The following is a 14,427-nucleotide window of genomic DNA, read 5'->3' as shown; positions in this document are numbered from 1 at the left end:
CCTCCACGTTGAACTAGGCAGAATCACCTTTGCCTGTTGTTACGCCTTCAGCACCCGACGCTTCGTTCTTGTCACACTTGCCGCTAGTCATGTGCTTCATACAAACGACCATCATCAACAGGCACGGCAACAGGTAAAGCAAACCAGGCAAGGCTGTCTCGAAAGCCTCTGTACCCTGGTTCAGTAGCAGGTAGCCAACCACGGCTGCACCGAGACCGGTCACGATCGGATTGCGTTGAAGCATGTTCCTGGTCTTCGAATATAGGCTGCTCATTTGCTGACCCTCAGGGATAGATAATCAACCGTTATTGACGCCGACGGGGGCGCTCAAAAACTCAACCGTGTGGACCTGACCGTCAGGCGTTCTGACCTTCATCTCGTAGGTCTGAATGGTGTTTCGGGAGTCGTAGTTCCGAATCATCCCGGTCGTGCCGGCTGTTCCAGCGGGCGCAATGCTCAGCACGTCGCCATCCTTGAGCAGGGCTTTCAACGTAGGTTTTGCATCCGATGTATCGCTCGAGTGCTGAAGCGTTCGCTCGCTACCACCTTCGGCCATTGCAAGCGAAGATGCGACGGTCAGAATGAATGGGACGATTAGCTTGGTCGTGCGGTTCATGAGGCACCCTCTTGGTTAGTTGATGCCTGCAGGTTACGGGCACCTCACTTACCGGAAGCTGTTCCCCACATTACAAAGCTGTAATCAATGCGCACGGCGTGGCATGGCCGAAACCTGCAGGCGAACGCCTCTGGAGATAGCGAGAGATTCGCAGGCGCTGCAGGGTGCGACGATAAAATCGTTGTCTTGACGGCCATTTCTGCCGCATCGCCGTGCCTGCCCATGCCGTGCGCCTATCCGCGTTGCGGTGCCGCACTCACACCCAGCAAAAGCCATCGTAGCCAATGGTCCAGACAGGCAGAGCGAAGCGGGCAAGCGCCTGTTCAAGCTGTAGCGGCAAGAGCGGTCGCGCCAATCAGTCGAACGTCACCTTGACGCCCGCATACAGGGTCCGCCCCGGCGCCGGTTCGTAGTAGCGACCGAAGTTGTCGTTGATTCGGAGGTTGTCGTAGTAGTCACGGCCGAAGAGGTTGTCGACTCCAAGATAAGGCTCCCAGCGCTGATCACCGTTGGCCAGGCGCCAGCCGACACGCGCGTTGGTGACGGCGTAACCGGCGATGCGGCTTTCATTAGCGTTGTCGGCGTATTGGTGGCCGTTCGCCGTGAGATTGAGCCGTGCGTACCAGGCCTCCCGGTCATAGGTCAGCTCGGCGAAGAGACTCTGGCGAGGGATGCCGGCGATTCGATTGCCGTCATAGCTGTCGAAACGATCGAAGCGGTAGTCGTTGTAGCTCCAGGCCCCGGTGAGCCGCCAGAACTGGCCGGCCAGCCATTGGGCGCTCAGCTCGATGCCGTCCCGACTGGATCTGCCGGCGTTGGTGTAGAAGGTCCGTCCGTCAACGAAGGGCACCAGTTCGTCTTCGATGCGCATGCTGTAGACCACCGCCTCGTAGCGCAGCCCGGGATGCTCGCCCTTGAAGCCGATTTCCCGGTTGGTGGCCTGCGCCGGGCCCAGCGAGGGGTTGAAGCCGCCACCCGTCGGGTTCGCCAGTTCGTTGATGGTCGGCGTCTCGAAGGAGGTGGCGTAACGGGCATAGACCACATGATGGGCATCGAGCTGGCGACTCAGGCCCAGGCTGTAATTCCAGTCGTCCAGCGTCTGACCGCCCGAAGCATCGCCATCCGTCAGGAAACGATCCTTGGCTTCCAGCCGCACGCTGTCATAACGCACACCGGTGGTCAGCAGCCAGGCGTCGCCCAGGCTGAGCTGGTTTTCCAGAAACACGCCGCGACTGTCGGCCGCTTCGCGCTGGCGCTGCGTCAGGGCCCCGGTGGTGCCTCCAATCAGGTTGTCATGCCGACTGCGCTCATCGCGCTGGCTTTCCAGATCAATGCCCAGGGTCAGCTGGTTGGGCAAGCCCAACCACTCACGGCGGAACGTGCGCTGGGCACCCACGCCCGCGAACCAGCGGTCGTAGCTGGTCTGTCCGTTGGCAAACAGTGGCAACTGATTGCCAAACTCACGGCGGCCGTAATAGCTGCGCAGCTGGTAGCTGTCGTCTCCTGCCGCCTGGCCGTCCCAGACCAGTGACAGGCGCTGCTGCCTGATCCACTCGTCGTTGTCGTACAGCAGGCTCTGCGGGCGCGCCTGCGAGCGATCCTGGCGAACCTGCGCCAGCGTCAGCCCACCGGAATCCTCGGCGCGGTTGTCGATGGCATGCAGCGTTGCCGCCAGGGTGCCGTTCTCCCCCTGCCAGCGCAGCTTGCCGGTGAGGTTGTTGGTTTCCGCGGCCCCCTGCGGGCGGTAGCCGTCCAGCTGCGTCCTGCTCACGGCGAGCAAGCCGCCCAGGGACCCGACCGTCCCGCTGGTTTCCGCCCGCGCTCGTCGATAACCAAGCTCGCCGCCAGTGATTTCAAGCTGGGTACGCGGCGTTTCGCTCGGCTGACGGGTCTCGATCGACAACACCCCACCTGCCGCATTGCCGTGAATCGTCGAGGAGGGGCCGCGAATCACTTCGATCCGCTCGACGAGCGAGGCGTCCAGCCCATCCATCTCGGTCTGCCCGTCGGGCATGGTCAGCGGGACGCCATCGACCAGCACCCGCACCCCACGCACCCCGAAGCTTGAGCGGGCACCAAAGCCGCGGATGGACAAGCGCATGCCCTGCGCCAGGTTGTAGCGGCTCTGCGACACCACGCCGGGCACCGGTCCCAGCAGACTGTCGAGGGTCAGCAATTGCTCGCCAGGCTGGTCCAGCGCGGAGCGAGTACTTACGGCCATGGGCAGGGTCAGCCAGTCGCTCTCGCTGCGCGGCGAGGTCACCAGCAGCGGGTCCAGGATCAAGGCGTCAGTGGTTTGGGCTGTGACGGAACCGGAGGCGGCAACCATCGTGCCGACAAGTAGCCTCTTGAGCATGGGAAATCCTTGTTGGCCGAAACAGGGCCATGAACGCAACGGATGAGATACAGAATGGCAGGGACGTTACGGTCATAAGCACCACTCGTCCACACGGCGATAGTAGACAAGACCAGGGCGAGGCCGTGCAGGTTCAGCTGCGGCAGCGCCAGGTCGCTCCTTCCACAGACTAAAGGTGGAGACGGGCAACGATGGCACCGGAACGAAACCTGGCGTCTGCCAATACCGCCCCAGGGCGGCAGGGACCTGGCCGCTTTTGCGATAGGCAGTGCTTTAATGCGGTTCAAAGACGATCCGTGCCGCTCCGTGGAGGATGCAAGCACCGGCACGCTTGTGCCCCGGGCTGCAAAGCGGCGAAACAATGTGCAGGGCATCCGCTGCGTGTGGACCGGACTGGAGGTCTACCCTGTACAGGAGAGCGACGTCTTGATGGGCCCGATAATCCGATGACCAGCTATCAACGCAGGCCAGACCGGACGACGACAGGTGCCAGGGGGCGCTGCCGGTAACTGTCCAAGACACAACGGAAAAGGGCTCCGGGGCTCGTTGACGACTCGTCTACCACATAGGGCGACAGCCTTGAACGTCTGGATGGATCTTGTATGCCCACCACCTACAACGTCGCATTGGTCAGCCTGTCCATCCTGATTGCGATCGCAGGCTCCTTCACCGCGCTTGACCTGGCCAGTCGCGCACGTGCTGCGACCGGCTGGATGGGGTACGCCTGGACATGCGCGGCAGCCACTTGCATGGGCGGCAGCATCTGGTCGATGCACTTCGTCGGCATGCTGGCGTTCGGCATGCCCGGCATGCAGATCCAGTACGACCTAGGTCTTACCCTCTGGTCTCTGGTGGTGCCTATTGCGGTTACGGCGATCAGCTTTCTGGCCGTCAGTGCCCGTGGTCCGGGCCGCACCACGCTCTGGGCCGGTGGCCTTGTCATGGGGCTGGGAATCGGGTCGATGCACTACATGGGCATGGCCGCCATGACAATGCATGCAGATCTTTCATATGACCCAATGTGGGTAGCCGTTTCCTTTTTCATCGCTTTCGCCGCGGCCACCATATCGCTGTGGCTATCCGCTCGCAGCCAAAGGCTGCTGCTTCAGGCTGTCGCCGCCATTGCCATGGGGTTCGCCGTGGCCGGCATGCATTATTCGGCCATGGCTGGGGCGCGTTTCACCCCGCTGGACGATGCAATGCCCGCTCCCACCGGCAGCAGCCTGGATCTGCTGACCCTGGCAATGGCTGTCGCGGGTTCGACTTTTGTTGTGCTCTTCCTGGGACTGGCCGCCTCGATGTATGACCGGCGCATGGCGATCATCAGTGAGCGTGAAGCAATGGCCCTGCGCCAGAGCGAAGAGCGCTTTCGCGAGCTGTACAGCAAGACGCCGTTGCCCCTGCATTCGCTGGACGAACAAGGCCGGCTGGAATCGGTCAGCGATGCCTGGCTGGTGCTGATGGGTCACCGGCGCGAGGACGTGATCGGCCGGCCGCTGATCAACTTCATGACCGAGCGCTCGGCACGCCAGATGCTCAATCAGGACTGGCCGGTGTTGCTGGACACCGGTGAATGTCTGAATGCCGAATATCGCCTGGTTGGCCGGGCCGGAGCCTTCATCGATGTGCTGGCCTCCACGCGTCTCGAGCAGACTGCCCGCGGGCCGCTGATCATTGGCGGTCTGGTGAACATCACCGAGCGCCGCAACGCCGAGGCAGCCCTGCGCCAGGCGCAGAAGATGGAAGCCATCGGCAAGCTTACAGGCGGTATTGCCCATGACTTCAACAATCTGCTCGCCGTGGTCGGCGGCAATCTCGAGCTGTTACGCAAGCGACTGCCGCACGACACCGCCCGCGCTGGCACCCTGATCGAGAACGCGCTGCTGGCAACGCAGCGTGGCGCGAGCCTGGTCCAGCGCATGCTGGCCTTTGCCCGCAAGCAGGAGCTCAACCCCGGCTCGGTCGTGCTGCAGGATCTGGTGCTGAATATGCGCGAGCTGCTGCAGCGCTCGGTTGCCGCCAATATCAACATCGACACGCGCTTTCCCCTGAGTTTGCCGCCTGCATACGTGGATGCGAATCAGCTGGAGATGGTTTTGATCAATCTGGTAGTCAACGCACGCGATGCCATGCCGGACGGCGGAACGATCTGCATCGAAGGCCAGCTGCGCACGGCCAGGCAACAGACCCAGGAATACGTCGCCCTGATCGTGCGCGACACTGGCACCGGCATGAGCCAGGACACGCTGGCGCGAGCCACCGAACCCTTTTTCACCACCAAGGGACCCGGCAAGGGGACCGGGCTTGGATTGTCGATGGCGCACGGCCTCGTCGAGCAATCAGGCGGCAGCCTCGAGATCGAAAGCACCCTGGGCAAGGGAACGACCATCGAGCTGTGGTTACCGATAGGTATCTCCTCCCAGGCGGCAGCACCGGCACCGGAACAGACAAACGAACCCATGGCAGCGTCGATACCTGTCTTGTCGATCCTGGTCGTTGACGATGATCCCCTTGTGCTGGCCAACACCGCTGCGCTGCTCGAGGATCTCGGTCATCGCGTTACCGCTGTGGACGGAGGTGACGCAGCACTCGGCCTCCTTCGCCAGAACGCCAGCTTCGATATCCTCATCACCGATCAGATGATGCCCGGCATGACCGGCACGCAGCTGACCCGCATCGTCAGGAGCGAAAGGCCTGAGCTGCCCGTGCTACTGGTCAGCGGCTATGCGGAACTGGCCGAGGAAGGGCGCCCGTTGCACACCCTGGCCAAGCCGTTCACCCAGCAAACCCTCAGCGTTGCGATCAGCGAAGCACTGGGTCGCCCGAGCTCAGGGACGGTCGTACCGCTGCTGAGCCGGCGTTGAGCCAGACGAAGAAAGCCGGCTCTTGGCCGGCTTCCAATGCTGCAATAGATGGAAACGATGCGCCTGAGCAGGCGCACCGGCTCCACAGGCAACCGTCAGGCGTTGCCTTTCCTGATCGCCTCGCCCGAGCCGAGGTCGGCACCGGTCATGGGATCAATGGACACATCGGACTGCGTGCGCACCGCCATTTGCTGCACGACCTTCAGTTGATCCTTGCTCAGATCGACCGACGCCATGCCATCCCCGCCATCCACTGCCGGTTGCGGCGTTTCGACGAACTCCCACTCCGGCCCCTGGTTCCAGGGCCCGCGCAGATCGCCTTCGCCTTGCGACAGGTTGTAGTAGACGTTGGAGTACTCCGGCACACCCGGCAGCTTGCCCTGGGGGAAGTTGGGCTGCATCGCGTGCAAGGCCTTCTCGAACGATTTCTGGTGAGCGATTTCGCGCGTCATCAGGAACTTCAGCGCATCCTTGATCCCCGGATCATCGGTCACATTGATCAGACGCTCGTAAACGATCTTGGCACGTGCCTCGGCCGCGATGTTGGAGCGCATGTCCGCGGTGGGCTCACCGATGGAGTCGACATACGCCGCCGTCCAGGGCACACCGGCGGAATTGATCAATGCCGGACCACCGCCGTACAGCAGCGAGGTCGTGTGGGAATCGTTACCGCCCCCTGTCAGCGAACGGTATAGATCAGCTTCCTTCTCCACACCTTCGGCCAGCTCGCCTTTGGCGCCTTTGTTGAGCATGCCGATGATGGAACCAATAATTTCAAGGTGGCTCAGCTCCTCGGTGGAGATATCCATCAGCATGTCCTTACGTCCTGGATCGTCCTCCGACAGGCCCTGGACGAAGTAACGCATGGCGGCCGCCAGCTCGCCCTGAGGCCCGCCGAATTGTTCAAGCATCAGGTTGGCCAGCCCCGGGTTCGGAGCGGCTACACGCACGGTGTATTGAAGTCGTTTGTTATGGACGAACATGGTTCACCTCTCGATTCTGTTGACTTCCCTTGGAAACAACCTCCTTTTGGTCAAAATGCGGCCGCGGACGATACTGAATGCAAGCGGCCCTATTGGTGGAGTGCAAAACGCCACAGCCGTCCGATTGTTTTTATCAATGACGGCGATGCAGTTTGCCAATGAACCAGACGCGGACAGCGGCAGATCGCAAGCTGCCGTTTCGCTCAACCGTCACGGCCTTTATGAACCGATCAGCTTGGCGCGACTCTCATCGAGACTGTAGCCATTGCTTGCTGACCGAGGTGACAGATGCACCGCCAACCAGGCTCTAACCACAATCGATTCGCCCCGCTGAAGCTCGCCGCACTGATCGTTTCGCTGTGCAGCGCTACAGCCTTCGCCGGCTCGCCACAGGTGCTTGGGTGGGTCGAGGAAGGCCTGATCTTTCCGGAAAAGGTGGCGGTGAAATTCAAGCTCGACACGGGCGCGCTGACCTCGTCCATGCATGCCGAAAACATCGAGCGTTTCGAGAAGGACGGCGATGAATGGGTGCGTTTCACGGTAGAACTCGAGGACATTGATACCGAAAAAAAGGTGAGGACTCGCCTGGAGCGCAAGATGGTGCGTGACATCAAGGTGCGAGGCGCAGGCGGAGCGGAGGAACGCCCGGTGGTGCTGATGAAAGTCTGTCTCGGCAACCAGATATACGAAGAACAGTTCTCGCTGAATGATCGGGACAAGATGAATTACCCGGTCCTGATCGGCCGCCGCACGTTGGAAAAGGTCGGTCTGGTCGATTCCTCCAAGACCTTCACGACCGAACCGAATTGCTCCGATGCTGATGGCTGAAGCCTGACCGCCCGGGGCTATCTGCGCTACTGCCCCCCTTAGTCCCGATCCGCAGGTTATCGCCCCAGTGCAACTCGCCTTTCCTCACCGGGTCAATCAAGCAGCTTCCCCCGGCGTCCTGGTGGTTACCGCAAGCGGTCGACACAGGCATGGCGGTGAATCCGGTCAGCCTGAAGCGCCGACTTACAGCGGCAGGTGACGCAACCTCTCCCGCCGCTTCTTCCTTCTACGAGCACAGGAGCCCGCGTCATGAGCAACCGCGATCAAACCGCTGTCATCTGCGGCGGAACCGCCGGCGTCGGCCGCGCCACCGCCCATGCCTTGGCCCAGGCGGGCTTCCGGGTCGCCGTGATTGCGCGGGGCGAAAGAGGCCTGGCCGAAACATGCCAGGCACTGGAAGCGTACGGAGTGAAGGTCCTGGGTATCTCTGCGGACGTTGCCGACGCCGAGGCGATCGACCGCGCCGCCGAGCGGATCGAGGCCGAACTGGGGCCAATCGAAATCTGGATCAATGCCGCCATGGCCACGGTGTTCGGCCCGGCCGAGCGGATCACCGCCGCGGAATACAAGCGGGTCACCGACGTCACCTACCTGGGCTTCGTTCATGGCACGCTGGCTGCGCTGCGGCACATGCAGCCGCGCGACCGCGGGACCATCGTGCAGGTGGGCTCGGCCCTGTCCTACCGGGCGATCCCGCTGCAATCAGCCTACTGTGCGGCGAAATTCGCCATTCGCGGCTTCACCGACTCGCTGCGTTGCGAGCTCATCCATAGCAAGAGCCGGGTTCGCCTGACCATGGTCCAGCTGCCGGCACACAACACACCGCAGTTCGACTGGTCGCGCAACAAGATGAGCAAACGCCCGCAGCCGGTGCCCCCGATCCACACACCCGAGGTAGCTGCACGTGCCATCCTTCGGGCCGCTAGCGAGGCGCCACGCGAGCTGTGGCTGGGTCGTGCATCGTTCCAGGCGATCATCGGCAATATGTTCATGCCGGGTCTGCTGGATCGAATGATGGCCAAGCAGGCCTGGAGCGGCCAGCTGACCGACGAGCCGGCCGACCCTGAACGGCCGGACAACCTCTTCGAGCCGGTGGAGGGTTTGCACCGCATCGAGGGCCGCTTCGATGATGGGGTCAAGGACCATGCCGTTGCCCTGAGCAGCGAGACAGTGGGCAAGCTGGCCGTGGCCGGGCTCGCTGCTGTGACCGTGGGCGCCGTGGCACTGGTCGCATCGATCGCCTCTGGGCGCCGGCGTTAGTGTGCCGAGCTCAGCTCCTGCCGGGCCTGTCGAACCACCGAGAACCCGGCGGATAATGCAAGCCCGGCCATGACCAGCGCGACGGCCAGATCAGGCCAGCCGGACCCGGTGCCAAAGACCCCGGCGGCCGCAATCATCACGGCAATGTTGCCGATCGCATCGTTCCGGCTGCACAACCAGACCGAACGCATGTTCGAATCCCCTTCTCGAAAGGCGTAGAGCATCACTGCAACGGCGACGTTGGCGATCAGCGCCAGCGTGCCGATGACGCCCATGGTCAGCGGTTCGGGTACCACATCGGCATAGATCGCCCATCCCGCCCGGCCCAGCACGAACACCCCGAACGCCAGCATCGTCAGGCCTTTGACCATGGCGGCCCGTGAGCGCCAGACCAGCCCCATCGACAGCACCACCAGGGTGATGCCGTAGTTGGCAGCATCGCCGGCAAAGTCGATGGCGTCGGCCAGCAGCGACACCGAGCCTGAACGCAGCCCACTGATGATCTCAACGACAAACATGACCAGGTTGATGGCCAGGGCGACCCACAGGGCCTTGCGAAAGCCCGGCGTTACCGCCGGAGTGGTGCAACCGGAATCACAGCATCTCGACGACATGGAGTGTCTCCTGATCTATAGTCGGAGCCATTGCACACCCTGGAGCAACTCCAGGGTCAAGCCATTTTTTGACATAAATATCAGCGAACGAACCAGGAGGCCAGGTTGCGCATAGGCGAGCTAAGCACAGCGGCGGATGTGGATATCGAGACCATTCGCTATTACGAAAAGATAGGCTTGATGCCCGCCCCGGAGCGCGGCGCCAACGGCTATCGGTCCTATTCATCCAAACAGCTGGCGCAGTTGACCTTTATCCGCCACTGCCGAGCGCTGGATATCGGCCTGGCAGATATCCGCCGGCTGCTGGAATTCTCCAACCATCCGGACGCCAGCTGTGGCGACATCAATCAGCTTATCGACGAACAGCTCGAACGCGTCCGCTCACGGCTGAACAGCCTCCATGCTCTGGAACGTCAGCTTCAGGAATTGCGCAGCTGCTGCACCGGCAACCGCGCCATGCATGGCTGCGGCATCCTCAACGAGCTCACCAGTACGCCACTGGTGGACAACGCCAACAGCGCCCAACCCTAGCGAAAGCCACGGCAATCTCACCATCGGAGCAGGGCCCGGAGACCACCCTGCCCGCCCTGAAAATGACCGCGCAGGTTGCCGACACGGCGCCGGCATGAGCGCCGGCTGCCAAACCTTCGGTTTGCATGCTTGGCGCAACAGAGCGACGGCGATAACCTGCGTCTCTTTTGCCGCGAGCCTTTCCGATGCCCCTGTTCGATATGCTGCTGTTGATCGCTGCCGGCTTTGCCGCAGGAGGCATGAACGCACTCGCAGGCGGCGGTACCTTCTTTTCGTTTCCGGCGTTGCTTGCCACTGGCCTGCCGCCAATTACTGCCAACGCAACCAACGCGGTTGCGCTCTGGCCCGCCAGCCTCGCCGGCGCCTGGGCCGCACGCTCGGCGTTACGCCCCCTTGGCCGCTACCTGATCCCCCTGCTGCTGGCAGGCCTGATTGGTGGTCTGCTCGGCGGTCTGTTGCTCTTGGCCAGCGGTGACGACGTCTTTAGCCTGCTGATTCCCTGGCTGCTGTTGCTCGCCACCGGGCTGTTTGCCGCCAGTCCCTGGCTGAGCCGCTGGCTGGCGGCACGCCGCAAGGACCATAACGCTGTGCCGCCGCACGCGCCTGCATCGCTGGCCGCTCATGGGCTGGTTTCGATCTACGGCGGCTATTTCGGCGCGGGCATGGGCATCCTGCAGCTGGCGGCGTTCTCCATCGAAGGTCATCAGCTGGTTCGCGCCAATGCCCTGAAAAACCTGATCTCTGCTGTGATCTATAGCGTGGCCACAGCGACCTTCGTGATTGCCGGACGAGTAAGCGGCTACGAGCTGGCGATCCTCTTGGTGGGCACTACCCTTGGCGGCTACGCTGGTGGCGCGCTGAGCAAGACACTCCCCGCAACCTGGTTGCGCCTGTTCGTGATCCTGGTGGGCAGCGTCATGACCCTTTACTACTTCAAAGCCACATACTGGCCCTGACCGGCAGCCGCCTAGCCCGCTCGACTTATGGCTTATGCCGGCCAGCTCTGCTAGTGTCGCGCCCGTTTCGGAGCAGCCGCAGAGAAAAGGTTTAGCCATGGCCCGCAAGAAAGTCGCCCTCGATTTCGAACAATCCCTCGCCGAATTGCAGCAGCTTGTCGAGCGTCTGGAAAGCGGTGAGCTGTCGCTGGAGGACTCGCTGACCTGCTTCGAGCAGGGCATCGGCCTGACCCGTGATTGCCAGGCAGCCTTGAGCCAGGCCGAGCAGAAAGTGCAGATCCTGCTCGAGCGCGACGGCAAACTGCAGGAAGCGCCGTTCGAGGCGGACCCCGAAGCATGATCGGCGACTACCAGAAACGCTGCCAGCAACGCGTCGACAGCTGCCTCGACACGCTCTTCACCCCGCCCCGCACGCAACTCGATCGTCTCTACCAGGCCATGCGCTACAGCGTGATGAATGGTGGCAAGCGCGTCCGTCCCCTGCTGGTCTACGCCGCCTGCGAAGCCCTTGAGGGTGACGTGGCCCAAGCGGATGGCGCAGCCTGTGCCGTCGAACTGATTCATGCCTATTCGCTGGTACATGACGATCTGCCAGCCATGGACGACGATGACCTGCGCCGTGGCCAGCCCACCACCCACAAGGCGTTCGACGAGGCCTGCGCGATTCTCGCCGGTGATGGCCTGCAAAGCCTCGCGTTCGAAGCATTGGCCATCGGCAGATTCAATCCCACGGACCCGACGCTGCGCCTGGAGATGATTGCCAGCCTGGCGCGCGCCGCTGGCCCCGCTGGCATGGTCGGCGGCCAGGCGATCGATCTGGGATCGGTTGGCCTGAAGCTCGACCGCAACGCGCTGGAATCGATGCATCGGCACAAGACCGGTGCGCTGATCGAAGTCAGCGTACGCCTCGGCGCCCTCGCCAGCGGCCGCGCCGACGAAGAGGACCTGGCTGCACTGCAACAGTACGCGCAAGCGGTGGGCCTCGCGTTCCAGGTACAGGACGACATTCTCGACGTGGAAAGCGACACCGCCACCCTTGGCAAGCATCAGGGTGCTGACATTGCGCGTGACAAACCCACCTACCCCGCGCTGTTGGGGATGGACAGCGCCAAGGCCTATGCGCTGGAGCTGTGTGACCTGGCGCTCGACGCCGTCGCCCCGTTCGGACCCAGCGCCGAGCCGCTGCGCCAGCTGGCTCGTTTCATCGTCGAACGCCGCAGCTGACGGGCCCAGGCCGCTCCGCAGGAAGGGACCGCAGTGACCGTTGATGCCCGAACCGTTCTTATCGTAGTAACCATCGGGTAAACTGCGGCTCTTTTTTCAGCCAAAACGATTCGCCCGATGCCCAAGACGTTTCATGAGATTCCTCGGGTCCGCCCAGCGACGCCCGTCCTAGATCGCGCGGCCAGCCCCGAGCAACTACGCCGGCTGGGCGAAGCGGAACTCGAAGAACTCGCCAACGAGCTGCGTCAGGACCTCCTATACAGCGTGGGCCGGACGGGCGGGCACTTCGGCGCCGGTCTTGGCGTCATCGAGCTGACCATTGCGCTGCACTACGTCTACGACACCCCGAAGGACCGTCTGGTCTGGGATGTGGGTCATCAGGCCTATCCGCACAAGATTCTCACCGGGCGCCGCGAACGCATGGACAGCCTGCGCCAGAAGGATGGCCTTGCCGCCTTTCCGCGCCGCAGCGAGAGCGAGTACGACACCTTTGGCGTCGGCCACTCAAGTACTTCCATCAGCGCCGCGCTGGGCATGGCCATCGCGGCCCGCCTGCAGGGCAAGAAGCGCAAGTCCATCGCCGTGATCGGCGACGGTGCACTTACTGCGGGTATGGCCTTCGAGGCGCTGAACCATGCGCCGGAAGTCGGTGCAGACATGCTCGTGGTGCTGAACGATAACGACATGTCCATCTCGCGCAACGTGGGCGGCCTGTCCAACTACCTGGCCAAGATACTTTCCAGCCGCACCTACTCGAGCATGCGCGAAGGCAGCAAGAAGGTCCTGTCGCGCCTGCCCGGCGCCTGGGAAATTGCCCGCCGCACCGAAGAATACGCCAAGGGCATGCTGGTCCCCGGCACCCTGTTCGAAGAGCTCGGCTGGAACTACATCGGCCCCATCGACGGCCATGATCTGCCAACCTTGATCGCCACCCTGCGCAACATGCGGGACCTCCCAGGCCCGCAGTTCCTGCATGTGGTCACCAAGAAAGGCAAAGGCTTCGCCCCGGCGGAAATCGATCCGATTACCTGGCACGCCATCAGTAAGCTGGAACCAATCGGTGGCCCGGTGGCGCCGAAAAAGCCCAGCGGCCCGAAGTATTCCAGCGTCTTCGGCCAATGGCTGTGCGATATGGCCGCAGCCGATCCGCGCCTGACCGGCATCACCCCGGCGATGAAGGAAGGCTCCGACCTGGTCGCTTTCAGCGAGCGTTATCCCGACCGCTATTTCGACGTCGCCATTGCCGAACAGCATGCCGTGACGCTGGCAGCCGGGATGGCGTGCGAAGGTGCCAAGCCGGTGGTGGCGATCTACTCGACGTTCCTGCAACGCGCATACGATCAGTTGATCCACGATGTGGCGGTCCAGAATCTGGACGTGCTCTTTGCCATCGATCGCGCCGGCCTGGTCGGCGAAGACGGCCCGACCCACGCCGGCAGCTTCGACCTGACCTACCTGCGCTGTATCCCCGGCATGCTGATCATGACGCCCAGCGACGAAAACGAGATGCGCCGGATGCTCACCACCGGCTACCACTTCCCGGGCCCCGCCGCAGTGCGTTATCCCCGCGGCACCGGTCCTGATGCGTCTCTCGAACCGGGCCTGGAACCCCTGGAACTCGGCAAGGGGGTGGTACGCCGTGAGGGCAAAAAGGTCGCTCTGCTGGTATTCGGTGTGCAACTGCCGCAAGCCCTGCAAGTCGCTGAAACGCTGGATGCCACCGTGGTCGACATGCGCTTCGTCAAACCTCTGGATGAAGCGCTGGTTCGCCAGATGGCAAACAGTCACGAGCTGCTTGTGACCATCGAGGAGAACAGCGTGATGGGCGGCGCTGGCAGCGCAGTCGGCGAATTCCTTGCCTCCGAGAATCTGCAAAAGCCGATCCTCCATCTCGGCCTTCCGGACTATTACGTCGAACACGCCAAGCCCAGCGAGATGCTCGGGGAGTGCGGTCTGGACGCTGCGGGCATCGAGGCTGCTGTGCAGGCGCGACTGGCCAGCTTGAGCATTCGGCGCTAGGGTCCATCCACCGAACCAAAGAACGAACCGAGTCACGGTGGATGTAAAAAGCGACATCCACCCTACGGCAGCGGCGGTGCTAGGGAGGTGGTCGCTGTTTCGGCTCGTGCTTGACCGTTTCAGACCGTAGGGTGGATCACGCTTCATCGATCCACCGAACCAAACCAAGTCACGGT

13 protein-coding genes are annotated in these 14,427 nt (G+C 62.6%); 8 read left to right on the top strand and 5 right to left on the bottom strand.

Features of this window, described 5'->3' with window-relative positions; genetic code table 11:
- Window positions 1-13: 13 nt before the first annotated feature.
- The 3 genes from AC4LFW_RS00290 to AC4LFW_RS00280 all read right to left on the bottom strand — a co-directional run bounded on the left by AC4LFW_RS00290 (window position 14) and on the right by AC4LFW_RS00280 (window position 2,972).
- Window positions 14-244: a hypothetical protein gene (locus AC4LFW_RS00290; RefSeq protein WP_491816846.1), complete on the bottom strand. Its 231-nt coding sequence runs from the start codon at window positions 242-244 to the stop codon at window positions 14-16.
- Between the two features lie 54 nt (window positions 245-298).
- A complete protein-coding gene (locus AC4LFW_RS00285) occupies window positions 299-616 on the bottom strand; it encodes a co-regulatory protein PtrA N-terminal domain-containing protein (RefSeq protein WP_491816845.1) in 318 nt (105 codons plus the stop codon).
- 355 nt (window positions 617-971) lie between these two features.
- On the bottom strand, window positions 972-2,972 hold the full coding sequence (locus AC4LFW_RS00280) for a TonB-dependent receptor family protein (protein ID WP_491816844.1): 2,001 nt from the start codon (window positions 2,970-2,972) through the stop codon (window positions 972-974).
- A gap of 602 nt (window positions 2,973-3,574) precedes the next feature.
- Here AC4LFW_RS00280 and AC4LFW_RS00275 point away from each other — a divergent pair.
- Window positions 3,575-5,836, top strand: coding sequence for an MHYT domain-containing protein (locus AC4LFW_RS00275; protein ID WP_491816843.1), 2,262 nt, complete (start codon window positions 3,575-3,577; stop codon window positions 5,834-5,836).
- A gap of 95 nt (window positions 5,837-5,931) precedes the next feature.
- Here AC4LFW_RS00275 and AC4LFW_RS00270 read toward each other — a convergent pair whose 3' ends face one another.
- Window positions 5,932-6,819, bottom strand: a complete 888-nt coding sequence (locus AC4LFW_RS00270; protein WP_491816842.1) for a manganese catalase family protein — start codon at window positions 6,817-6,819, stop codon at window positions 5,932-5,934.
- A 288-nt stretch (window positions 6,820-7,107) separates the two neighbouring features.
- Between AC4LFW_RS00270 and rloA3 the strand changes: the two genes are divergently transcribed.
- Together rloA3 and AC4LFW_RS00260 are read left to right on the top strand one after the other, a co-directional pair.
- On the top strand, window positions 7,108-7,647 hold the full coding sequence (rloA3, locus tag AC4LFW_RS00265) for a retropepsin-like aspartic peptidase RloA3 (RefSeq protein WP_491816841.1): 540 nt from the start codon (window positions 7,108-7,110) through the stop codon (window positions 7,645-7,647).
- A 249-nt stretch (window positions 7,648-7,896) separates the two neighbouring features.
- Window positions 7,897-8,907 (top strand): SDR family oxidoreductase, encoded by a 1,011-nt coding sequence (locus AC4LFW_RS00260; RefSeq protein WP_491816840.1) that lies wholly within the window; start codon window positions 7,897-7,899, stop codon window positions 8,905-8,907.
- Here AC4LFW_RS00260 and AC4LFW_RS00255 read toward each other — a convergent pair.
- Window positions 8,904-9,521 carry a cation efflux transmembrane domain-containing protein gene (locus tag AC4LFW_RS00255; RefSeq protein ID WP_491816839.1) on the bottom strand — a complete coding sequence of 206 codons (618 nt, stop codon included), beginning with the start codon at window positions 9,519-9,521 and terminating at the stop codon, window positions 8,904-8,906. The genes AC4LFW_RS00260 and AC4LFW_RS00255 overlap by 4 nt on opposite strands.
- A gap of 105 nt (window positions 9,522-9,626) precedes the next feature.
- Between AC4LFW_RS00255 and cadR the strand changes: the two genes are divergently transcribed.
- From cadR to dxs, 5 genes are all read left to right on the top strand, one after another.
- Window positions 9,627-10,052: a Cd(II)/Pb(II)-responsive transcriptional regulator gene (cadR, locus tag AC4LFW_RS00250; protein ID WP_491816838.1), complete on the top strand. Its 426-nt coding sequence runs from the start codon at window positions 9,627-9,629 to the stop codon at window positions 10,050-10,052.
- Between the two features lie 185 nt (window positions 10,053-10,237).
- Complete coding sequence (locus AC4LFW_RS00245; protein WP_491816837.1) at window positions 10,238-11,008, top strand: sulfite exporter TauE/SafE family protein; 771 nt, start codon at window positions 10,238-10,240, stop codon at window positions 11,006-11,008.
- Window positions 11,009-11,105: 97 nt separating this feature from the next.
- On the top strand, window positions 11,106-11,348 hold the full coding sequence (locus AC4LFW_RS00240) for an exodeoxyribonuclease VII small subunit (RefSeq protein WP_407292578.1): 243 nt from the start codon (window positions 11,106-11,108) through the stop codon (window positions 11,346-11,348).
- Entirely contained in the window at window positions 11,345-12,232 is an 888-nt protein-coding gene (locus AC4LFW_RS00235) for a polyprenyl synthetase family protein (RefSeq protein WP_491816836.1), read from the top strand. The genes AC4LFW_RS00240 and AC4LFW_RS00235 overlap by 4 nt, the downstream gene beginning before the upstream one ends.
- 117 nt (window positions 12,233-12,349) lie before the next feature.
- Window positions 12,350-14,251 carry a 1-deoxy-D-xylulose-5-phosphate synthase gene (gene dxs, locus AC4LFW_RS00230; RefSeq protein ID WP_491816835.1) on the top strand — a complete coding sequence of 634 codons (1,902 nt, stop codon included), beginning with the start codon at window positions 12,350-12,352 and terminating at the stop codon, window positions 14,249-14,251.
- Window positions 14,252-14,427 lie beyond the last annotated feature (176 nt).

This window comes from Stutzerimonas sp. C6.4V (assembly GCF_058536345.1).
This window is presented reverse-complemented; position numbering and strand designations above follow the sequence as displayed.